The 21,490-nt window shown below is 61.7% G+C and carries 22 protein-coding genes; 3 read left to right on the plus strand and 19 right to left on the minus strand.

Features of this window, described 5'->3' with window-relative positions:
- Nucleotides 1-34 precede the first annotated feature (34 nt).
- The 10 genes from ODJ80_RS04115 to ODJ80_RS04160 all read right to left on the minus strand — a co-directional run bounded on the left by ODJ80_RS04115 (nucleotide 35) and on the right by ODJ80_RS04160 (nucleotide 5,961).
- Nucleotides 35-964, minus strand: a complete 930-nt coding sequence (locus ODJ80_RS04115; RefSeq protein ID WP_263041045.1) for a YitT family protein — start codon at nucleotides 962-964, stop codon at nucleotides 35-37.
- A gap of 20 nt (nucleotides 965-984) precedes the next feature.
- A complete protein-coding gene (locus ODJ80_RS04120) occupies nucleotides 985-1,389 on the minus strand; it encodes a Mini-ribonuclease 3 (protein WP_263041046.1) in 405 nt (134 codons plus the stop codon).
- Between the two features lie 12 nt (nucleotides 1,390-1,401).
- On the minus strand, nucleotides 1,402-2,673 hold the full coding sequence (gene obgE / locus ODJ80_RS04125; protein ID WP_178864512.1) for a GTPase ObgE: 1,272 nt from the start codon (nucleotides 2,671-2,673) through the stop codon (nucleotides 1,402-1,404).
- An 83-nt stretch (nucleotides 2,674-2,756) separates the two neighbouring features.
- Nucleotides 2,757-3,035: a 50S ribosomal protein L27 gene (rpmA, locus tag ODJ80_RS04130; RefSeq protein ID WP_022336674.1), complete on the minus strand. Its 279-nt coding sequence runs from the start codon at nucleotides 3,033-3,035 to the stop codon at nucleotides 2,757-2,759.
- Nucleotides 3,036-3,067: 32 nt separating this feature from the next.
- A complete protein-coding gene (locus ODJ80_RS04135) occupies nucleotides 3,068-3,391 on the minus strand; it encodes a ribosomal-processing cysteine protease Prp (RefSeq protein WP_178864511.1) in 324 nt (107 codons plus the stop codon).
- Between the two features lies 1 nt (nucleotide 3,392).
- A complete protein-coding gene (gene rplU / locus ODJ80_RS04140; RefSeq protein WP_178864510.1) occupies nucleotides 3,393-3,701 on the minus strand; it encodes a 50S ribosomal protein L21 in 309 nt (102 codons plus the stop codon).
- A 130-nt stretch (nucleotides 3,702-3,831) separates the two neighbouring features.
- The gene (locus tag ODJ80_RS04145; protein WP_263041047.1) at nucleotides 3,832-4,110 is read right to left on the minus strand and encodes a hypothetical protein; all 279 of its coding nucleotides are present in this window, start codon (nucleotides 4,108-4,110) and stop codon (nucleotides 3,832-3,834) included.
- A complete protein-coding gene (locus tag ODJ80_RS04150) occupies nucleotides 4,107-4,526 on the minus strand; it encodes an aspartate carbamoyltransferase regulatory subunit (protein WP_178864508.1) in 420 nt (139 codons plus the stop codon). Before ODJ80_RS04150 ends, ODJ80_RS04145 begins: the two co-directional genes overlap by 4 nt.
- Nucleotides 4,527-4,539: 13 nt before the next feature.
- On the minus strand, nucleotides 4,540-5,475 hold the full coding sequence (gene pyrB, locus ODJ80_RS04155) for an aspartate carbamoyltransferase (RefSeq protein WP_263041048.1): 936 nt from the start codon (nucleotides 5,473-5,475) through the stop codon (nucleotides 4,540-4,542).
- A gap of 105 nt (nucleotides 5,476-5,580) precedes the next feature.
- A complete protein-coding gene (locus tag ODJ80_RS04160) occupies nucleotides 5,581-5,961 on the minus strand; it encodes a hypothetical protein (RefSeq protein ID WP_178864506.1) in 381 nt (126 codons plus the stop codon).
- A gap of 125 nt (nucleotides 5,962-6,086) precedes the next feature.
- Between ODJ80_RS04160 and ODJ80_RS04165 the strand changes: the two genes are divergently transcribed.
- The gene (locus tag ODJ80_RS04165; protein ID WP_178864505.1) at nucleotides 6,087-6,314 is read left to right on the plus strand and encodes a helix-turn-helix domain-containing protein; all 228 of its coding nucleotides are present in this window, start codon (nucleotides 6,087-6,089) and stop codon (nucleotides 6,312-6,314) included.
- Between the two features lie 26 nt (nucleotides 6,315-6,340).
- On the opposite strand, the gene ODJ80_RS04170 is transcribed toward ODJ80_RS04165, so the two are convergent.
- From ODJ80_RS04170 to malQ, 5 genes are all read right to left on the minus strand, one after another.
- On the minus strand, nucleotides 6,341-7,087 hold the full coding sequence (locus tag ODJ80_RS04170; RefSeq protein WP_178864504.1) for a YebC/PmpR family DNA-binding transcriptional regulator: 747 nt from the start codon (nucleotides 7,085-7,087) through the stop codon (nucleotides 6,341-6,343).
- 45 nt (nucleotides 7,088-7,132) lie between these two features.
- Nucleotides 7,133-7,717 (minus strand): flavodoxin family protein, encoded by a 585-nt coding sequence (locus tag ODJ80_RS04175; protein ID WP_263041049.1) that lies wholly within the window; start codon nucleotides 7,715-7,717, stop codon nucleotides 7,133-7,135.
- 27 nt (nucleotides 7,718-7,744) lie between these two features.
- The gene (locus ODJ80_RS04180) at nucleotides 7,745-8,308 is read right to left on the minus strand and encodes a manganese efflux pump MntP (RefSeq protein WP_178864502.1); all 564 of its coding nucleotides are present in this window, start codon (nucleotides 8,306-8,308) and stop codon (nucleotides 7,745-7,747) included.
- A gap of 791 nt (nucleotides 8,309-9,099) precedes the next feature.
- The gene (locus tag ODJ80_RS04185; protein WP_442863889.1) at nucleotides 9,100-11,373 is read right to left on the minus strand and encodes a glycogen/starch/alpha-glucan phosphorylase; all 2,274 of its coding nucleotides are present in this window, start codon (nucleotides 11,371-11,373) and stop codon (nucleotides 9,100-9,102) included.
- A complete protein-coding gene (malQ, locus tag ODJ80_RS04190; protein WP_442863896.1) occupies nucleotides 11,360-12,964 on the minus strand; it encodes a 4-alpha-glucanotransferase in 1,605 nt (534 codons plus the stop codon). The genes ODJ80_RS04185 and malQ overlap by 14 nt, the downstream gene beginning before the upstream one ends.
- Before the next feature lie 262 nt (nucleotides 12,965-13,226).
- Here malQ and recQ point away from each other — a divergent pair, with 262 nt between their 5' ends.
- On the plus strand, nucleotides 13,227-15,077 hold the full coding sequence (gene recQ / locus ODJ80_RS04195) for a DNA helicase RecQ (RefSeq protein ID WP_263041051.1): 1,851 nt from the start codon (nucleotides 13,227-13,229) through the stop codon (nucleotides 15,075-15,077).
- 207 nt (nucleotides 15,078-15,284) lie between these two features.
- On the opposite strand, the gene ODJ80_RS04200 is transcribed toward recQ, so the two are convergent.
- From ODJ80_RS04200 to ODJ80_RS04215, 4 genes are all read right to left on the minus strand, one after another.
- Nucleotides 15,285-15,872, minus strand: a complete 588-nt coding sequence (locus ODJ80_RS04200; protein ID WP_263041052.1) for a GNAT family N-acetyltransferase — start codon at nucleotides 15,870-15,872, stop codon at nucleotides 15,285-15,287.
- Nucleotides 15,873-15,893: 21 nt separating this feature from the next.
- Nucleotides 15,894-17,294: a glycoside hydrolase family 3 N-terminal domain-containing protein gene (locus ODJ80_RS04205; protein WP_263041053.1), complete on the minus strand. Its 1,401-nt coding sequence runs from the start codon at nucleotides 17,292-17,294 to the stop codon at nucleotides 15,894-15,896.
- A gap of 158 nt (nucleotides 17,295-17,452) precedes the next feature.
- Nucleotides 17,453-18,526, minus strand: coding sequence for a branched-chain amino acid aminotransferase (locus ODJ80_RS04210; RefSeq protein WP_263041054.1), 1,074 nt, complete (start codon nucleotides 18,524-18,526; stop codon nucleotides 17,453-17,455).
- Between the two features lie 558 nt (nucleotides 18,527-19,084).
- Nucleotides 19,085-19,828: a gamma-glutamyl-gamma-aminobutyrate hydrolase family protein gene (locus ODJ80_RS04215; RefSeq protein ID WP_263041055.1), complete on the minus strand. Its 744-nt coding sequence runs from the start codon at nucleotides 19,826-19,828 to the stop codon at nucleotides 19,085-19,087.
- A 568-nt stretch (nucleotides 19,829-20,396) separates the two neighbouring features.
- Here ODJ80_RS04215 and ODJ80_RS04220 point away from each other — a divergent pair.
- Nucleotides 20,397-21,227 carry an alpha/beta hydrolase gene (locus ODJ80_RS04220; protein WP_263041056.1) on the plus strand — a complete coding sequence of 277 codons (831 nt, stop codon included), beginning with the start codon at nucleotides 20,397-20,399 and terminating at the stop codon, nucleotides 21,225-21,227.
- Nucleotides 21,228-21,490: the final 263 nt, after the last annotated feature.

The following is a 21,490-nucleotide window of genomic DNA, read 5'->3' on the forward strand; positions in this document are numbered from 1 at the left end:
AAAGGACCGGCAGGGCGCGCCGCCGGTCCTCCCCTCACGATTTTGGCTGGCCGGACTTTTGCCGCAGCTCCCGCAAGAGTTCCTTCACCGGCTTGTCGTCGGAGTGCATGGGCCGGAAGCCCTCGCCAGTGATTTGGCCCGCCTCCCCCACGATGACAAAGGCGTTCTTGTCCTCCTCCCGGATAATCTGCTGCAAGTGGTAGACCTCGAACCGGCGGACGGCGCAGAGCATGGTCTCCCCGGGCTCATCCGTATACCCTCCTTTGGAGTCCAGATAGGTGACGGTGCGCTCCAGCTCGGAGATGACCCGGTCCCCCATTTTCCGCACATGGGGAGACATGACGAAGAACAGCTTCCCCGTGCCCGCGTCTGTGCCGTAAAGGATGGCGTCGATGAGCTTGGTGGAGACGAAGATTACGGTGCAGGCGTACATGGCGTTCTCCACGCTGCCGTACACAAAGGCGGAGACCGCCACCACCGCCCCATCCACGGCCAGCATCAGCTTGCCCATGGACACATGGGGCAGCCGCCGGCCCAGCAGCCGGGCCACCAGGTCCGTGCCGCCGGTGGTGGCCCCCCGGATGAAGATAAGAGAGAGGCCCACACCCTCGCAGGCCCCGGCAAACAGGGCCACCAGAAGGGGATCCCCCTGGTAGGCGGGAACGAAGTGAGAGAACAGGTCGATCATCACCGAGGTGAGCACGATGGCCACCATGGTCTTGGCCACCAGTTTGTAACCGATCTCCACCACGGCCCACACCACAAGGGGAGCGTTGATGAGGAAGGAGATCAAGCCGATGGGGGTGCCGAACAAATAGTTGAGCATGGTGGCAATACCTGTCACACCACCTGCGGCAATGTTGTTGGGAGCGGTAAAGGCGTTGACCTCCACCGCGTATACCGCGGACCCCACCAGCATGAGCAGCAGGTCCAAAAGCACTGTTTTCGCCTTGCCCGTCTTCATCCGATCACGCCTTTCTCCGTTTATTCGTTCTGCGCCTCCATCACCTTTGTGAAAAGCTCCCGCAGGCGGGCAAGCTCTCCCTTCAAATACAGCCAGCCGAACAATGCCTCCAGAGCCGTGCCGCCGTGGTAGTCCGCCACCTGGGCGTTTTTGGGCACATGGCCCACATGGGCGTTGCGGCCCCGCTGGGCCACCGCCCGCTCCTCCTCAGTGAGGAGGGGCCACAGCACCTGAGAAAGGGCCTGGGCCTGGGCCTGGCAGCGCACCAGCTCCACCTTGCGGCTGTGGAGTTTCTTCACCGGGCAGTTTCCCTGGGAGACCAGGTACTCCCGCACCATCAGCTCGTAGACGCCGTCCCCCACAAAGGCCAGGGGCAGCGGGCTCAGTCCCTGGGGGGACTGGCTCTCCTGCAAAAGTGTATCCACCAAAAGCGCCCCTTACTCTACAAAGTCAAATTCCAGGTCGTACAGGTCCACCGTGTCCCCCTCTTGGCAGCCGGCCTCCCGCAGGGCGTCGATGACGCCGGTCTCGATGAGCACCCGCTGGAAGTACTGAAGGGACTCAGTATCATCGAAGTTGACGGAGTTCATAATCTTCAGCAGCCAGGGGGCCTTGACGAAGTAGACCCCGTCCTGCTCCTGAATGTCCACCTGGCCCCGCTTCAGCTCCTCCACAGGCTGGAGCACCGGGGCCTCCGCCTCGTACCGGCGGATGGGCGGCAGCTTAGAGAGCTCCTCCAGCACCTTGTTCATCAGGGGGTCCACTCCCTCCCGGATGGGGGCCATGATGGGGAAAAAGGCGTAGCCCTGCCCCTCCACAAAGGCCCGGAAGTCCTGGATCTGCTCCTCGGTGGCCAGGTCGCACTTGTTGCCCGCCACCAACATGGGCCGGTCCGCAAGCTCGGCGTTGAAGCGGCGCAGCTCCCGGTTGATGACGGCGAAGTCCTCCTTAGGGTCCCGGCCCTCGCTGCCGGAGACATCCACCACATGGATGAGCAGGCGGCAGCGCTCCACATGGCGCAGGAACTGGTGCCCCAGGCCCACGCCCTCCCAGGCGCCCTCGATGAGGCCGGGGATATCCGCCATGACGAAGGACTTGCCCTGGGGCATGGTGACCACCCCCAGCACGGGGGTGAGGGTGGTGAAGTGGTAGTTGGCGATGTTGGGCTTTGCCTCGCTGACCACGCTGATGAGGGAGGATTTGCCCACGTTGGGAAAGCCCACCAGGCCCACGTCCGCCAGCAGCTTCAGCTCCAGCTGGACTTCCAGCTCCTCGCCGGGAGTGCCGGGCTTGGCGAACCGGGGCACCTGGCGGGTGGGGGTGGCGAAGTGGCTGTTGCCCCAGCCCCCCTTGCCCCCCTTGGCGATGACCTGGGGTTCGTCCCCGGACATGTCCGCCAGCAGGCGGCCGGTCTCCGCGTCCTTGACCAGGGTGCCCCGGGGCACGAAGATGGTCAAATCCGGGGCGCTTTTGCCAAAGCACCGGTTGCCCCGGCCATTCTCTCCACGCTGGGCGGTGTACTTGCGCTTGTAGCGGAAGTCCGCCAGGGTGGAGAGGTTATCGTCCACCTGGAAGAGGATGCTGCCGCCCCGGCCGCCGTCGCCCCCGTCGGGGCCGCCGGCCGCCACGTATTTCTCCCGGTGGAAGGAGACGGCGCCGTCGCCCCCGTCCCCGGCTTTAATCTTGATCTTCGCGGTATCTATAAACATGGTGCCGCCCCTTTCTGCTTCAAGAAAAAGGCTTCTTCCGGCAGTGCCTGAAGAAGCCCCTTGCTGCTTGCTTTATCGTCCCATTACTCAGCGTACACGCTGACCTTCTTGCGGTCGGCGCCCATGCGCTCGAACTTCACCTTGCCGTCCACAAGGGCGAACAGGGTGTCATCAGAGCCACGGCCCACGTTCACACCGGGATGGATCTTGGTGCCCCGCTGCTTGACCAGGATGTTGCCGGCCAGGACGAACTGACCGTCGGCCCGCTTGACGCCCAGGCGCTTGGACTCGGAATCACGGCCGTTCTTGGTGGAGCCCATACCTTTTTTATGGGCGAAGAGCTGGATATTGATTTTCAGCATGACAATCGTCTTCCTTTCTGTAAAATGTGGGTTCAAACTTCCAAATAGCCCACCTTCAGGCACCCGGGGTACTGTTCCTCCAGGGCGGTGAGGTGGAGCTTGAGCCCTGCCAGCAGGTCCCGGCAAAGGGGCTCGTCTTTTGGCTCGATCCGGAAAAACATCTGGCCCTCGTCCACACGCAGGGACAAGGGGGGCACATGGCGGACGTCCGTCAATGTGTTCACCACCAGATAGGCGGCGGAGGAAACGGCGGCACAGACGATGTCTTCGCCCGCCTCTCCATATTCTGCGTGGCCCTCCATGGAGAAGCCCAGCACCCCGCCTTCCGGAGGAGTCAAAAACGCCACAGAGATCATCTTACGCCTTGACAGCCTCGATCTGCACCTTGGTGTAAGGCTGGCGATGACCCATCTTGCGCTTGGAATTCTTCTTGGGCTTGTAGGTGAACACGGTGATCTTCTTGGCCTTGCCGGTCTTGACCACCTTGCCGGTGACAGAAGCGCCCTCCACATAGGGAGTGCCGATCTTGGTGCCCTCTTCGCCGAAGACGGCCACCACCGGGAACTCCACGGTGTCGTTGTCCGCCACGTTCAGCTTCTCCACATAGATGACGTCGCCGTACTGCACTTTGTACTGCTTCCCGCCGGTCTCAATGACTGCAAACATGTTGTTTCCTGCCTTTTCTTTAGTCTCGCTACTGATGGGCGGGGCCGTAGCCCACTTGGGCGAAAGGGCATAGCTCTCCCGCAGCCCGCAGTATGCGGCTTATAAAGTGTACCACAACCCACGGGGGAAGTCAAGGGGAAACTTCCCTTTCTTCCTGGGTTTTCGTCTCTTTTTGGGCGGTCAGCAGCACCTGGGCACCCGTCCCGTCCTGGGTCCTCACGGCATGGAGGACCTCCTGGCGCCGCAGCACCGCCAGCGCTAGGGAGAGGCCCACGTTGCACAGGGTGACACAGGCCAGCAGCAGCCTGCCTCCCTGGCCCCGGCGGGCCCGCTTTTTGGCGTATATTCTTCCCACGCCGGCGCAGCCCTGGCTGCCGGGCGGGAGGTCCCAGGGTTTTCTCACTCTCATTTTTTGTACTCCTGCTCGCAGTAGATACACCGGTAGCGGTGGGCCTTCTCGTCGCAGAGGGTGAAGATCTGGTCCACATCCTCCACCGAGGTGATGCACCGGGGGTTCTTGCAGGAGACGATATTCACCAGGCGCTGGGGCAGGGGCGGCTTTTTCTTGCTGGCAAGTTTTCCGCCCACAATGGTGCACACGGTGGCGTTGTCGTCGATAAAGCCCAGCACATCCAGGTCAATGTTCATCACGCCCTCGATCTTGATGATGTCCTTTTTGCCGTACTTCTCGCTCTTGGCGTTTTTGATGATGGCCACGCAGGTGTCCAGCTTGTCCAGCTCCAAGAGCTCATAGATGCGCATGCCCAGCCCTGCGGTGATGTGGTCGATAACGATGCCGTTTTCAATGCTGTCGATATTGAGCATGGGTTCCCCTCCTTTATTCATGGTCCAGCACCCCGGGGGCCAGCCCCAGCAGGGTGAGGATCAGCGCCATGCGGACGAACACGCCGCCCCGGGCCTGTTCAAAGTACATGGCGCGGGGGTCCTCGTCCACCTCGGCGGCAATCTCATTGACCCGGGGCAGGGGATGCAGCACGGCCAGGTCCTGCTTGCCCAGGTCCAGCTTCCGCTTGGTGAGGACGTAAGAATCCTTCAGGCGGACATAGTCCTCCTCGTTGAAAAAGCGCTCCCGCTGAACGCGGGTCATATAGAGGATATCCAGCTCTGGCATGACTTCCTCCATGGTGCGCACTTCTTTCCAGGGGTGCCCGGAGGGGATGACCACCTCTTTTAAGATGTAGCTGGGCACCCGCAGCTCCTCTGGGGAGATAAAGATGAAGCTCACATCCTCGTAGCGCACCAGGGACTTAATCAGAGAGTGAACCGTGCGGCCGAACTTCAAATCGCCGCACAGGCCGATGGTCACCCCGCTGATCTTTCCCCGGTTGCGGCGGATGGTGAGCATGTCGGTAAGGGTCTGGGTGGGGTGCTGGTGGCCGCCGTCCCCGGCGTTGATGACGGGGATATGGGAGTAGCGGGCGGCCACATAGGGGGCGCCCTCCTTAAAGTGGCGCATGGCGGCGATGTCCGCGTAGCCGGAGATCATGCGGATGGTGTCGGCAACGCTCTCGCCCTTGGCGGCGGAGCTGCTGCCCGCCGAGGAGAACCCCAGCACCTTGCCCCCCAGGCGCATCATGGCGGACTCGAAGCTCAAACGGGTGCGGGTGCTGGGCTCGTAGAACAAGGTGGCCAGAATCTTGCCGTCGCAGGCGTGGGCGTACTCTGCCGGGCGGGCCAGGATCTCCTCTGCCAAAGAGAGCAGCCGGTCGGTCTCCTGGCGGGTGAAGTCCAGCGGGTCGATGAGATGACGCATAACATTCCCCTTTTCTTTCCGATTTCTTGTCGTATCTATTATACCCCAGTGTGGGAATTATGCAAGGAAAAAAGAAAAGAGCGGCTTTCGCCGCTCGAAACCCCATCACTTTTCTGCGTCCAGCTTTTCTCCCAGCTGGGCCAGCTTTCCAGAAGACTCCTTGATGGAGCGGAGATATCCCAGAAGGCTCTCCTCATCATACCGGTACATAACTTTGCGGGCACTGGGCAGAACGTTGGAGCTGAGAAGGCTGTCCCGGATGTCCTGCACCGAGTCAATCAAATCTCCAAACCCGTGCAAGACAAAACAGCCCACAAAGTTCAGAAGCAAGCCGCCCACAATCAATCCAATCATCAGGGGGATATTCCACTCTTCATTGAACCAATCGTAAGAATAGGCGATGCCGATTACGATCCAGCCAATGGAGCCCAACACAAGCAGCACTTTTGCCGCGCCTTTGATTTTTTCTGCGATGTTGTCAAACATTTTACATCCTCTTTTCCACCCACAGGTATTATTTCCCAGGTATTATAACACATACCAATAACAAGGTCAACTGACCTCATAAAAATATTTTTCCCTTGCTACCATAAGTGCAGGAGGTGGCATTCATGATAGACCCTGTCCTTGTTGGGAGCGTCATCCGCGGGCTGCGGGAGAAAAAAGGCAAAACCCAAGAGGTGGTAAGCGGCCTGGCCGGGCTGGACCGCACCCACTACAGCAAGATTGAGCGGGGGCTGCGCAGCCCCACCCTGGATACCCTGTTTCGCATTGCCCAAGCCCTGGACATGAAGCCCCATGAACTGCTGCTGGAGATAGAAAAAGCGCTGGAAGCCTAAGCCTCCGGCGCTTTTTTGGTTCGGGTTTATTCCTCTTCTTCCTCTTCAGGGGCGTCCCAGTTGTGCCACACGTTCTGCACGTCGTCGTTGTCCTCCAAGAGGTCCAGCATTTTCTGCATCTTTGTGATGGTGTCCTCGTCGGTGATGGTGGTGTAGGTATCGGGCACCATCTCCACGTCGGCGGAGACGAACTCGTAGCCCTTCTTTTCCAGGTCCTCCCGGACGCCGGAGAAATCGTCGGGCTCGGTGGTGATCTCGAACACGTCCTCGTCGGCGGCAAAGTCAGAGGCGCCGGCCTCCAGGGCGTCGCTCATCACGGTGTCCTCGTCCAGGCCCTCCTTCTCAATGACAATGACGCCCTTCTTGTTGAACATGAAGGACACACAGCCGGTGGTGCCCAGGTTCCCGCCAAATTTATCGAAGGCGTGGCGCACATCGGCGGCAGTGCGGTTGCGGTTGTCCGTAAGGGCCTCCACAATGACAGCTACGCCGCTGGGGCCATAGCCTTCATAGGTGACGTTCTCGTAGTTGTCGTTATTGCCGTCGCCCGCGGCCTTCTTGATGATCCGGTCGATGTTGTCATTGGGGACGTTGGCTGCCTTGGCCTTGGCGATGGCGTCCCGCAGGCGGGAGTTGGCCGCCGGGTCGGCGCTGCCGCCCTCCTTCACAGCCACGGCCAGCTCACGGCCGATCTTGGTGAAGATCTTGGCCTTGGCGCCGTCGGCCTTTTCCTTTTTCCGCTTGATGTTGTTCCATTTAGAATGTCCTGACATGATAAAACCGCCTATCCAAACTAGAGTATTCTTCGAGACATCATATCACATTTTTTCCAGGATTTCAAGAGCGATTGCCCTTGCCCGGGCCTGTGCCTCTCCCCTTCCCCCGTCCCCCCGGTCGGTGCCTTCCCACAGGACACAGGCGGAAAGGCCGGTGTTCATCACGGAGAAGGCCCGCTCCAGCTGGTGGGTACACACCTCTACAGCGTAATCGTCCTGAGAGCCCATGGTCAGCAGCAGCACGGCCTGGCGGTGCTTTTTCACCGGCGGGTTCAGGCCCAGGGAAAACCGGGCCTCGAAATACCGCTGGGTGCGGTCCAGCCAGGCCTTCACCGGCGCGGGAAAGGAGAAGTTGTACACCGGGGAGGCCACCACCAGCAAATCGCACTGGCGAAAGGCACGGTCAAAGCCGTCCATGTCGCTGAAAACGCAGCCCTCCTGTTTGGCACAGGCCCCGCAGCCCACACAAGGGTGGAAGCTTTCCTCATACAGGTTTAGTTCCTGAACCTGCCACTCCCGGTTCTCTGAGAAGGCCTCCAAAAAAGCGTCCAGCAGCCCACGGGTGTGGCCGTGGCCCTGGGGTGACCCAAAGAGCACCAGAACTTTTTTCTTTTGAAACAAAGACATGGAACCACCTTTCCAAAACTGCGCCGGTTATCCCAGCACCCCTAAATGCTCCAGCAGGATCTTCAGGCCCATCAGGATGAGGATGACGCCCCCTGCCAGCTCGGCCTTGCTCTTGTACTTGGCCCCGAACAGGCTGCCCGCCTTTACGCCCACCATGGACAGCACAAAGGTGATCACCCCGATAAAGCTCACCGCCGCGCCGATGTTCACGCTCAAAAAGGCGAAGCTCACCCCCACAGCCAGGGCGTCGATGCTGGTGGCAATGGCCATGGGCAGCATGGCCTTCACTGAAAGGGAGGCGTCCGGACATTCCTCCTCTTTGGAGAGGGATTCCCGGATCATGTTGCCGCCAATGATGGCCAGCAGGCCAAAGGCGATCCAGTGGTCGATAAAGGTGATCTGCTCCCGGAACTGGGCCCCCACAAAGTAGCCGATCAGGGGCATCAGTGCCTGAAAGCCGCCGAACCACAGCCCCACCAGGGCCATTTGCCCCGCATTTACCTTCCGCAGAGCCAGCCCCTTACATACCGCCACGGCAAAGGCGTCCATCGAAAGCCCCACCGCCACCAAAAACAGTTCCAACAGTCCCATTGCTTTTACCTCCAGATCTCCCAGGGCCGCGCATGAAAAAAGACTCGCGGAAAACGCCCCATCCCGTGACGGAACAGGCGTTTTCCATGAGTCTCGTTTTTTCAGGCAATACCAGGCCCCAGCCAATGTGTTGACATTGCCGCGGCAGCCGGACGGCCCGCCGCAAACTACTCCCCCAGGGAAGCGACCTCACGCAGTGCGTGAAAATCTGTGGGTTTGATTATAGCCCATGAAAAGGCGGTAAGTCAAGGCAAACCTGCTCTTTTCGGGGAAGGTGGGATGGGTGGCTCTGATTGGCGCCTCTGTGTACGGGCATCGCTGGACGGGGTTTCAAAGCACGGTGCCTCCGCGCCCGCTCTCGGGGCTATCACCTGCGGAAAGGGCAACCTCGGTGCCACCGCGCCCGGGCAGCGCCCTATCACCCTACGGGTGCATGCGGGCGCTGCCCTGCTTTTCTTTTCCCGGCTACGCCGGGTAAGGCCGTAAGGCTCCGCCTTACCAACCGCAGCCTTTGAAAGAAGTCCAGTACGTCCTGCGGACGTACTACGAAAACTTTTACTCGCCTACGGCGCGGACGTGCGCTGACTGCCAGCACAGGCGCGGCCTTTGCCGCCGCCCCAAAGCGCGAATTGTCCTGCGCGGCCACGCGCTTGAAAAGGCTGGCGAAACTTTTACTTGTCTCCACCCAGCTCAAGCGCGGGCTTTCCAGCTAGCGTCTCTCAGCAGGCCCCGGCGCCTTAAAGCGCCGTTCGCGGCTTGTCCCGCGCGGCCACGCGCCGCGACTTGAGCGCTCAGGCACTGGGCAGCTTCCAGATGTCCCGGTTGTACTCCGCCACGGAGCGGTCCGAGGAGAAGTACCCGGCCTTAGCAATGTTTACAAGCATCTTCTTAGCCCAGGCCATCCGGTCCTCAAACTCCTTAAAGGCCCTCTCCTTCACCTGGATGTAGTCCTTCACATCCAGCAGTGCCATGAACCAGTCCTTACGGGACATGTCCTTGTACAGGCGGGCCAGGTTCTCCGGGTCGCCCAGGCGCATCATGGTGGGGCTGATGATGAAGTCCACCAGCTGGCTGATCTCTTCATCCTTGCCGTAGTAGTCCCCGGGACGGTAGGCGGAACGGGCGTACAGGTCCATCACCGTCTCGCTGGACTGGCCGAAGATATACACGTTGTCCTCCCCCACCAGGTCGTGGATCTCCACGTTGGCGCCGTCCATGGTGCCCAGGGTGATGGCACCGTTGAGCATGAACTTCATGTTGCCGGTGCCGCTGGCCTCTTTACTGGCCAGGGAGATCTGCTCAGAGATATCGCAGGCGGGGATGAGCTTCTCCGCCCAGGTGATGTTGTAGTTCTCCACCATGACTACCTTCAGCCAGGGGCTCACGTCCGGGTCGTGGTCGATCAAATCCTGGAGGCACAGGATCAGGTGGATAATATCCTTGGCGATGATATAGGCCGGGGCCGCCTTGGCGCCGAACACCAGGGTGATGGGCCGCTGGGGCTTGTTCCCCGCTTTGATCTGCTGATATTTCCAGATGATATACAGGGCGTTCATCTGCTGGCGCTTGTACTCGTGCAGGCGCTTGATCTGGATATCGAAGATGGAGTGGGTATCGGTCTCCACCCCGGCCTTCTCCTTCAGCTCGGCGCACAGGGCCTTCTTGTTCTGGTGCTTGATGTCCAGCAGGCGGCGCAGGGTGTCCTCGTCGTCCTGGAACTGGAGCAGCTTTTCCAGCTCTGCCGCGTCCTTTTTCCAGCCGGGGCCGATCTTTTCCGTGATAAAGGCGGCCAGGGCGGGGTTGCAGTGCATCAGCCACCGGCGGAAGGTGATGCCGTTGGTTTTGTTGTTGAACTTCTCCGAGTAAATGTCAGCAAAGGCCTTCAGCTCGGACTTCTCCAAGATCTCCGTGTGAAGGCTGGCCACCCCGTTGACGGAGAAGCCGTAGTGGATGTCCATGTGGGCCATGTGCACCAGGCCGTTTTCATCCATAATAGCCACCTTGGGGTCGGGGTATTTCTCCTTGACCCGGCGGTCCAGCTCCTGGATGACGGGCACCAGGCCGGGCACCGCCTCTTCCAGGAAGTCCAGGGGCCACTTCTCCAAAGCCTCCGCCAGGATGGTGTGGTTGGTGTAGGCGCAGGTCTTGGACACGGTGGCAATGGCCTCGTCCATGGAGAGGCCCCGGGCGGTCAGCAGCCGGATGAGCTCCGGGATGACCATGGAGGGGTGGGTGTCGTTGATCTGGATGACGGCGTGCTCGTGGAGGGAGGTGAGGGGCCAGCCCTTGTCCTCCATCTCCTTCAGGATGAGCTGGGCGGCGCAGCTGACCATGAAGTACTGCTGATACACCCGCAGCAGCCGGCCGGGCCGGTCGCTGTCATCGGGGTAGAGGAACAGGGTCAGGTTGTGCTGGATATCCGTTTTGTCAAAGTCAATGCCCTGCTTCACCAAGCCCTCATCCACAGTGGCCAGGTCGAACAGATGCAGCTTGTTCACACCGTTGTCATAGCCGGAGACATACAGGTCATACAATACGCCCTCCACGTCCCCCTGGGGGAAGGGCACGGTGAACCGGGTGCCCGTCTCCTGCAGCCAGCTCTTGGGGGAGAGCCAGGCGTCGGGGCGCTCCACCTGCTTGTGGTCCTCAAAGTACTGATGGAACAGGCCGAAGTGGTACAGCAGGCCCACACCGTCCCCGGGCAGGCCCAGGGTGGCGGCGGAGTCCAGGTAGCAGGCGGCCAGGCGCCCCAGGCCCCCGTTGCCCAGAGAGGGCTCGTTCTCCACCTCTTCCACGGCGGAGAGGTCCTTGCCGGCCTCGGCCAGGGCCTCCTTCACCTCATCGTAGATTCCCAGGTTGATCAGGTTGTTGGAGAGCAGCTTGCCCACCAAAAACTCCGCGGAGATATAGTACAGCTTTTTCTCCCCCTGGATGCGGGGGGCGGCGGCCAGCTTCTCCTGGGTCAGCTCCAAAAGGGCCTGGTAAATCTCCTTGTTGTCCGCAGCCATCAGGCCCTTAGAAAACCGAAGGCCCACTTTCTGCTCCAATTGGTCACGCATCCGCATGGCTCTTATCTCCTTTCTTCGCAGCCTTGCCCGCCTTTTTCTCAGGCTTGGCTGTCTGGCTCTTCCCGGCCTTCTGTGCAGGCTCTTCCGCGGGGCCCTTGCCGGGCTCACTCTTCGAGGCACGGCCGTAAATCAAGGAGAGCCGGGCCATTTTCCCGGCCAGCTCCTCATCCATGTCCTCTGGGGACATGCGCCAGCGCCAGTTGGTGCCCCCCACCGTGGAGGGGGTGTTGATGCGGCATTCGCCCCCCAGGCCCAGATAGTCCTGCAGGGGGATGACCGCCAGGTCTGCCACGCTCTCCAGCGCCCCCCGGATGAAGGCCCAGGGGCCGTCCTCCACCGCCTCAAAGCCCAGGTAATCCTTGGCCAGCTGAAGGACCTCCGGCTCTTGGGTGTCCAGCCAGCCCCGGGTGGTGGTGTTGTCGTGGGTGCCGGTGTACACCACGCAGTTGTGGGGATAATAGTGGGGCAGGTAGCTGCTGTCCTCGTTGGGGTCAAAGGCAAACTGCAGCACCTTCATGCCGGGGTAGCCGCTGTTTTTCAGCAGGCGCTTTACCGCGGGGGTAAGGAAGCCCAGGTCCTCGGCGATGATGGCGGCGTTCTCCACGTTCTGGTTGATGGCCCGGATGAAGTCCATGCCGGGGCCCTTGCGCCAGCGGCCGTTGCGGGCGGTGGTGTCCCCGTAGGGGATGGCGTAGTAGCTCTCCAATCCCCGGAAGTGGTCGATGCGCAGCACGTCGTACATGGAGAGGTTCGCCTTGATGCGCTTGATCCACCAGGAGTAGCCGTCCTCCTTCATCACGTCCCAGCGGTAGAGGGGGTTGCCCCACAGCTGGCCGTCGGCGGTGAAGGCGTCCGGCGGGCAGCCGGAGACCTCGGTGGGCACGTTCTTCTCATCCAGCTGGAACAGCCCGGGCTGGGCCCACACGTCGGCGCTGTCCATGGCCACATAGATGGGCGCGTCCCCAATGATCTTCACGCCCCGCTGGTTGGCGTACTCCTTCAGGGCGCCCCACTGCTGGAAGAACAGGTACTGGGTAAAGACGTAGTAGTCCACGTCCTCCTTGTACTTTTCCCGGCACTCCTCCAGGGCGGCGGGGTCCCGCAGGCGCAGCCCCTTCTTCCATTCGGTCCAGGGGCGGCCCTTGTTCTTGTCCTTCAGGGCCATGTAGAGGGCGTAATCCTCCACCCACTCCGCGTTTTCCTGGCGGAACGCCTCCAGGGCCTTTTTGTCCTCAAAGTTTTTAAAAGCCTTGCGCAGCAGCTTTTTCCGGCCGGTGCGCACCACATCATAGTCCACATGAGAGGGGTCCTCCCCCCACTCCACCCGCTTGCAGGCGCCCTTTTTCAAAAGGCCCGCCTCCGCCAGCTGGTCCAGGTCGATATACAGGGGCTCTCCCGCAAAGGCGGAATAGCTCTGATAGGGGCTGTCCCCAAAGCTGGTGGGCCCCAGGGGCAGCACCTGCCAATACCGCTGTTCGGCCTGCACCAGGAAATCCACCCACTCACGGGCGGCCTGGCCGAAATTGCCGATGCCGTATTTCGAGGGCAGGCTGCTCACGGGCAGCAGCACCCCGGCGGCCCGGGTCATCCAGGTGTTCCGTGCCATAACAAAAAACTCCTTTCCAGTTTAAAGGGGCAGGCTTTCCCCGCCCCGTACCTTCATTCTGGGTTTAGTATACCACCTTCTTCCTGGAAACCGCAAGGAAAAATTGGAAAATCCCTCCAATAAACAAAAATCTCATACGAAAAACTTTATCAACTTATTCTTTCTTTTCCTCCGCAAGCCCCCAGGCGCTTTCCCCAAAAGCGTTCTTCTGGTATACTAAACGCTAGAACTTTGCGAGAGAAGGATGAACGTGCCCACAAAATTGCAGGTTTTGGAACAGTATTTTGGCTACGCCTCCTTCCGCCCCGGCCAGGAGGAGCTCATCGACGCCCTGCTGCGGGGCCAGGATGTGGTGGGCGTTATGCCCACTGGGGCGGGAAAATCCCTGTGCTACCAGGTGCCAGCCCTGTTGATGGAGGGGGTCACCTTGGTGGTATCCCCCCTCATCTCCCTAATGAAGGACCAAGTGGCCGCCCTGGTGCAGAACGGCGTGCGGGGGGCCTATCTCAACAGCAGCCTCACCTGGGGGCAGTATCAAAAGGCGTTGCGCAACGCCCGGGCAGGCCTGTACAAGATCATCTATGTGGCGCCGGAGCGCCTGCTCACCCCGGAGTTTTTGGACTTTGCCCAGAGCGTGGAGGTGAGCATGGTGGTCATCGACGAGGCCCACTGCGTCTCCCAGTGGGGGCAGGACTTCCGCCCCAGCTACCTGGACATCCCGGACTTTGTGGACAAGCTGCCCCGGCGGCCGGTGGTCTCCGCCTTTACCGCCACGGCCACCCCCCGGGTGCGGCGGGACATTCTCTCCCTGCTGCGGCTGCGCCACCCCTTTGTGAACGTCACCAGCTTTGACCGGCCCAACCTGTACTTCGAGGTGCGCCGCCCCAAGGACAAGCTGCAGGAGCTGTTCACCCTGCTGGAGCCCCGGCGGGAGAAGAGCGGCATCGTCTACTGCGCCACCCGCAAAGGGGTGGAAGAGGTCTGCACCGCCCTGGGGGAGCGGGGCTTTGCCGCCACCCGCTACCACGCGGGCCTCTCCGACCAGGAGCGCCAGAAAAATCAGGAGGACTTCCTCTACGACCGGGCCACGGTGATGGTGGCCACCAACGCCTTTGGCATGGGCATTGACAAGTCCAACGTCAGCTTTGTCATTCACTACAACATGCCCAAGGATTTGGAGAGCTACTATCAAGAGGCCGGCCGGGCCGGGCGGGACGGCCAGCCCGCCGAGTGCTTTCTGCTGTACAGCGGCCAGGACGTGAGTTTGGCCCGGTTCCTGCTGGCCCACAGCGAAGAGGGCCAGGACCTGGACCCCCGGGCCCAGGAGCAGCTGGCCCAACAAAACGAGCGGCGGCTGCAGGCCATGACGGGCTACTGCCACACCACCAGCTGCCTGCGGGAGTACATCCTCCACTACTTTGGGGAGCACGCCCCCACCCAGTGCGGCAACTGCCAGAACTGCCTGGGGGTCTTCCAGCAGGTGGACGTGACCCAACAGGCCCGGGAGATCACCGTGTGCGTGGGGCACCTGCGGGGCCGCTACGGCGCCGCCATGGTGACCGACGTGGTGCGGGGCAGCAAGAGCGAAAAGGTACTGCGCCAGGGTCTGGACCGTTTCCCCTCCTACGGGAAGCTGCGGGGCCAAAAGGAGGACTTTGTGCGGGAGGTTATCCACACCCTGGTGCTCCAGGGGTTTTTAGAGCAATCCGCCGGGGAATACCCCACCCTGCGCCAGGGGGACCGGGCCCCGGAGCTGCTGCGGGGCGAGGCTTGCGTGCTGCTGCAGGTCCGCCGGGAGGATGGGGACGCCGTCCCCAAAAAGAAGGCCCCCCAGGATTTGCCCAAGGGGGACCCTCAACTCTATGACCGGCTGCGCCAGGTGCGGGCCAAACTGTCCGCCGCCCAGAACGTGCCGGTGTACGTCATCTTCTCCAACGCCACCCTGGACGCCATGGCCGCCTACCGGCCCACCACCCCCGCCCAGCTGCTGGAGGTGCCCGGCGTGGGCCAGGCCAAGCTGCAAAAGTACGGCATGGCGTTTTTAAAGGAGATTCAGCGGTGGGTCCGCGAGCGGGCAGAACAATCCGAGGCGTGACCGGAACGCAGGAGGGGGACATCTGTCCCCCCTTTTTTGGGAGTATGGGAAGGCGGTGGCTTCGCCCCCGCACCCCTTTTAAGACCGTGGGACGCTGTCCCACACCCTGCAAGCCTTTTGAAAAAGGCTTGAGCGAAAACTTTACTTGTCTCCACCCAGCCTGGGCGCGGGCCTATGGGCTAGCGGCCCTCAGCAAGCCCCGCCGCCCTAAAGCGGCGTTCGCGACTTGTCCTGCGGGGTCACCCGCCGCGACTTGTCCCGCGCGGTCACGCGCTTGGCCATCCAGATATCCGGCTTGCCGGGGCCGTTGGCGTCTGGCAGCACCCCCACGATTTGAAACCCCTGCTTCTGGTAAAATTCGTAGGGGTGGCGGGCCAGGTTCCGGATGTTCTGAATCTTCTCAAAGGTGTCCTCAAACAGGTCCCCCTGGCTGAGAGAGGTTTGGAAAAACTCGTCGTCGGTGCCCAGGTACAGGGTCAGGCAGCCGCGGGCGGCCACCTCCCGCTCCAGGGCAGCCACCAGGGCCGCGCCAATGCCCTCGCCCCTGCGGGCCACTGTGACGGCCAGGGGGTGCAGCTCCCAGGCGGTGACGCCGTACTGGGGCATGGCCCCCACAAAGCCCAGCAGGCGGCCCTCCTCCCAGGCCATGAGGGACACGCGTCCCTCTTCTAGGCACAGCTCCATCTGCTGGCGGGCCAGCTCTCCGCTGTAGGCGTGGGGAAAACACTCCTCCAGCAGGGCGGCGGCTTGGCGGAACAAATCCCCGTCCTTTTTAGGGAACTCTCGAATTTCCATGAAAAAACCTCCTTTTGAGGCTTACAGCAGCCCCAGTTCCTCTTTCCAGCGCAGAACCCGCAGGGCGGATTCCTCAATGCGCTCCTCTGAAAGCTCTCCGCTCTCCACCGCGGCCAGTACCGCCGGGTACTGGGTCTCGTAGTCCGAGCAGCACAGCAGGTCGTTGCCCGCCTGTACCGCTTGTACCGCCGCGCTGGAGGCGTCGCAGTACTCCTGGATGGCGTCCATCACCAGGTCATCGGTGATGATGCAGCCGGTAAATCCCAGCTCCTCCCGCAGCGCCCGGTGCCACTCTGGGGAAAGGCTGGCGGGGGCCTCTCCGTCCCGGCAGGTGACAATGTTGTGGCTCACCAACACGCACCCCGCCCCGGCTTGAATGCCCGCCTCAAAGGGGAGGAAGTCCTCCCGCTGGAAGGCCTCATAGGACCGCTCATCCACAGCTATGCCTGTGTGGGTGTCCGGGTTGTTGCCGTAACCGGGAAAGTGCTTGAGCACACAGCCCATGCCCTCCTCTCCGTAAAGGGACACCACCTCCCCCACATACCCGGCGGTGGTCCGGGCGTCCTGTCCCAGGGAGCGGTCGTACATAAAGGCCCCCTCCTGCTGGGTGATGTCGCACACCGGGGCAAAATTTACGTTGAGGCCCAGCCCTTGCAGGGTGCGGATTTTGTCCCTCTCCACAGAGAGGGCAAGATCCAGGCCGCCCGCTTCATAGAGCCTGCGGGGAGACCAGTAGGGCTCATCGCAAATATCTGGGTTGGCGGAAGCCCGCACCACCGTGCCCCCCTCCTCGTCCACACCCAGCAGCAGGGGGACCTTGGCGCTGTCCTGATAGCTTTGGATGTCCGCCCGCACCTGCTCCCGGGTCTTGTCCTGAAAGTCCCGCCCAAAGAGGATGTACCCGCCAAAGTGGTACTGGGCCACAGCCTGGGCGGCTTCCTCTGCCGGCACCCGCACGAAGAACAGCTGGCCCACCTTTTCCTCCAGGGTCATAGAGGCTAAAAGCTCCTCCGGGGCGGAGCTTTTAGCCGCCGGGCTGGGGGTGGGAGGGGCTGCCGCCAGCGCCACCGCCTGGGCGGTGACGGTGTCCCCCACCCGGCCGGCCTCCTCATAGGTGACGGTGGCCCGGCATCCATCCAGCAGGGGATCTCCGGTGACCTGTGTTTCATCGGTGAGCACTACTGTCAGCGCAGAGCCGTCCTCCAGCCGCAGCTCAAAGGCGCTTTTCGAGGCCCGGGCCACCTCGCCCTCCACCGTGGCGGGGGCCGGTTCTGGAGCGGGGCTGGCGGTGGGCTGGGCCGCCGCTTCCACCGCGGAGGAGTGGGCGCTCTCCCCCGCCGGGACGCTGTTCCCGCCGCCCGCCGAGCATCCACACAGGACCAGCACCAGCGCCAAGACCCAAGCCACACACTTTTTTCCCATAATACGCGCCTCCTTTCCCCATGCTTTCAGTATACCCAAGTCCCGGGGAAAAGGCAATGGGCAGGACGCAGAAAGGACACCCGGCACGGGCCGGATGTCCTCTTTCTTCGCAGCCCCAGAGGGGCGTTTTCTGTTGAGTTCTGTTGGGAGGGAGGGCTTTAGCCGTCCACCTCCACGGTCCAGCCAAAGGTGTCCTCCACCTTGCCGGTCTGCAGGCCGGTGACCGTGTCGTACAGCTTCTGGCTGACAGGGCCGATGCCGCCGCCGCCAATCTCCATCACGGTGTCCTCGTAGCGCAGGGCGCCCACCGGGGAGATGACCGCCGCGGTGCCAGAGCCCCAGCACTCCTCCAGAGCGCCGGATTTCGCGGCCTCCACCAGCTCGTCCACGCTGATGCGGCGCTCTTCCACCTCCATGCCCCAGTGCTTGCACAGGTCGATGCAGGAGGCGCGGGTGACGCCCGGCAGGATGGAGCCGTTGAGCATGGGGGTGACTACCTTGCCATTGATCTTGAAGAAGATGTTCATGGCGCCCACCTCTTCAATGTACTTGCGCTCCACGCCGTCCAGCCACAGCACCTGGGAGTAGCCCTCGTCGTGGGCCTTCACCTGGGCCGCCAGGCTGGCCACATAGTTGCCGCCGGTCTTGGCCTCGCCAATGCCGCCCCGCACGGCCCGGACGTAGTCGTCCTCAATCCAGATCTTCACCGGGTCCAGGCCGCTCTCGTAGTAGGCGCCGGAGGGGGACAGAATGATGATGAACAGGTAGGTATCGGAAGGCCGCACCCCCAGGAAGGGGTCGGTGGCAATGACAAAGGGCCGGATGTACAGGCTGGTGCCCGGCTGGGTGGGAATCCAGTCTTTATCCACCTTTACCAGGGTCTTTAGGGCGTTGAGGAAGTCATCGGCAGGGATCTCCGGGATGCACAGCCGGTCGTTGGAGTGGTTGGCCCGGGCGATGTTCTTATCCGGGCGGAACAGCAGCACCCGGCCGTCCTCGGTCTTATAGGCTTTCAGGCCCTCGAACATCTCCTGGCCGTAGTGGAACACCATGGCGGAGGGCTCCAGGGTAATGGGCTGATAGGGGACGATCTTGGGGTCGTGCCAGCCGTGCTCCTTGTTGTAGGGCATAATGTACATGTGGTCGGTAAAGATTTTGCCAAAGCCCAGTTTCGACTGGTCCTGGGGCTTCTGCTTGGGCGTTTTTGTAAGTTCAATCTTGATCTCCTGCATGACAAATAACCTCTCTTTTACCGCGCTGCCGCAAGGTGCGGCCCATCTGGCAGCACTGTTTTAGATTTTTAGGGTTTGCTCTATTATAGCACGAATGGCGGATTTTGCAAGAAGCAATCCACTCTCTTGCAAAAAAGTCCGTGGCCGGACGGGACAAGACGCGAACGCCGCTGAGGGCGGCGGGGTTTTCGGAGAACATCTAGCAAGCGGCCCGCGCTTGGGTCTAGACGAGACCTCTGATGTGCCCGCGAAAGCGTGCGCCGTCCTTTGGCACAAGCGGGCGGGAAGGGCAACCGTCTGCCCCCGCGCCCGGGCCCCGCCCTATCGCCCTACGTTCTCGCCTGCCGGTTCGGTCGGCGCAGAGCGTTTGCCACCGGCAAACTGCGCCCCCGCACCCCACTTCTCGGCTGCCGCCTCGGTCGGCCGCTGGGCAACGTCCCACCGGGACGTAGCGGCCCTTTGAAAAGGTGGACGAAACTTTTATTTGTCTCGCCAAAACTCAAGCGCGGGCATTTGGGCTAGCGGCCCTCAGCAGACCCCGGCGCCTTTAAGCGCCGTTCACGACTTGAGAGCCCAGGCACTGGGCCGCGGCTTGTCCCGTCCGGCCACGGACTTCACAAAAGCCTCAAAGATCTTCCGGCTGTTCTCATCGCTCAGGCGGGAAAACTCCGGGTGCCACTGCACCGCCAGGGCAAACCGGTGCTCCGGCAGGTACACCGCCTCCACCATGCCGTCCGGCGCGGTGGCAGCCACTTCCAGGCCCTTCCCCAATCGTCGGATGCCCTGGTGATGGTAGGAATTGACCCCCATCTTCTCCACGCCCACGGCCTCGAACAGGGGCGTGCCCCGGCGGATGGCCACCGGATGGGCCACCTTGTCGTAGGGCGGGGTCTCGTGGTGCTGCACGCCGCTGGGGCACTGGGTGGGGATATCCTGGTACAGGTCCCCGCCCAGCATCACATTGAACAGCTGGATGCCCCGGCAGATGCCCAGCATGGGCTTGCCGGTCTCCAGGGCCAGGGGGAAGAAGGCCTGCTCCATGCTGTCCCGCTGGGGCACCAGGGGCCCCAGTTTCTCCGAGGGTTCCTCCCCGTAGAGGCTGGGGGGCAGGTCGTGGCCGCCGGGGAACAGGAACCCGTCGAAGGTTTGGGCATAGCGCTGCAGGACGGCGGGGTCGGTAGTCAGGGGCAGGATGACCGGCGCGGCACCGGCGGCCTCCAGACCCTGTGCATAGCCGGGCAGCATCCAATAGCTCTCCAGCTTTTCATCGTATAGGGACACAATGGCGATCATGGGTTTCATGGGCAAGCGTCTCTCCTCTCCGAATTTCATGGAAATCCATGTCCATTAGCATAGCACAGGGGGAGGGAATTTTGCAAGGCCCAGTGCCTGGGCTCTCAAGTCGCGGCGGGTGACCCCGCAGGACGAGTCGCGAACGGCGCTTTCAGGCGCCGGGGCTGGCTGAGAGGCGCTAGCCCAAAAGCCCGCGCCCAGGTTGGGTGGAGAAACGTAAAAGTTTTTAGTCAAGTTTTTTTCAAAAAACTTGCGAGGTGTGGAGCAGAGCTCCACGGCCCTAAGGGGGTTGCAAGGACCGTAGCCCCTGCCTTCCCCTACTTCCAAAAAAAGGGGGACGTATGTCCCCCTCTTGGGGTGCCACCGCGCCCGGGCCTCGCCCTATGCGCTGCGCGCCGTGCGGGCGTTGCCCTGCATTTCTTTCTCCGGCTGCGCCGGGTTCAGGTCGCGCCTTTTTGAAAAAAGGCGCCCCAAAAACTTTTACTCGCCTACGGCGTGCTCACCCGCTTGCCATTTTTCATAACCCCCGGTATAATAATAAAAAATCCACAAAACTTTCGGAAAGGATGCGATCCTCATGGCGATTCTTCACTGCAATTTCTTCTCCAAGGCCCTGATGCGCCCGGTGCCCATCACCGTGGTGCTGCCCACCGACAAACGGGTGGGACCCCAGGGCACGCCTCCTGCCGGGCCCTTTAAGACCCTCTACCTGCTCCACGGCATCTTTGGCGATGAGACCGACTGGGTCTGCGGCACCCGGGCCCAAGCCTGGGCCACTGAACGCAACCTGGCCCTGGTGATGCCCGCTGGGGAAAACAGCTTCTATGTGGACCACCCCAATGCCAGCCGCAACTACGGCCAGTTCATCGGCGAGGAACTGGTGGAATTCACGCGCCGCACCTTCCCCCTCTCCTCCAAGCGGGAGGACACCTTCATCGGCGGGCTTTCGATGGGCGGCTTTGGGGCCATTGTCAACGGCCTGAAGCACCCCGAGACCTTTGGCGCGGTGTGCGCCCTGTCCTCCGCCCTGATCTTGGACTCCATGCTGGAGAACACCCAGTACACCGGCGACCTGATGACCAACAAGGGGTATTACGAGTCCGTGTTCGGGGACCTCTCACAGGTGCGGGGCGGCCCCGCCGACTACGACGCCCTGGCCGAAAAAGCCGCCCAGGCCCCCGTGCGCCCCAAGTTCTACCTGGCCTGCGGCACCGAGGACGGCCTCATCACCGTGAACCGCCAGTTCCGGGACCACCTGCTGGCCCTGGGCTTCGACGTCACCTATGAGGAGGGCCCCGGCGTCCACGACTGGTACTTCTGGGATGAATACATCTTAAAGGCCATGAACTGGCTGCCCCTGGCCGACGCCCAGCAGGGCCTCAGTTCGGGCCATGTGTCCGGCGCGTGACCTCTCTGGACACAGGAAAAGGAGAGAGCGTTTGCTCTCTCCTTTTTTTCGTGAAATCAGGTCGTTGACGTGCCGCCCGCCCTTTGTATATTTACTGAACAGCATTTATTGTGTCCGTTATTATTGGTAAAAACAACTTCTGAGGAAAAGGAAAATGGGCTTTTCCCCTTTTCTTTGGCATTATGTATATGCTTGCCGAATACGGCGCATTCAAAATGGCAAACAACATTACTGTTAACAAACTGAATACCCCAGATTTAGGA

This window comes from Acutalibacter sp. LFL-21 (assembly GCF_025630755.1).
GTDB classification, from domain to species: Bacteria; Bacillota; Clostridia; order Oscillospirales; family Acutalibacteraceae; genus Acutalibacter; species Acutalibacter stercoravium.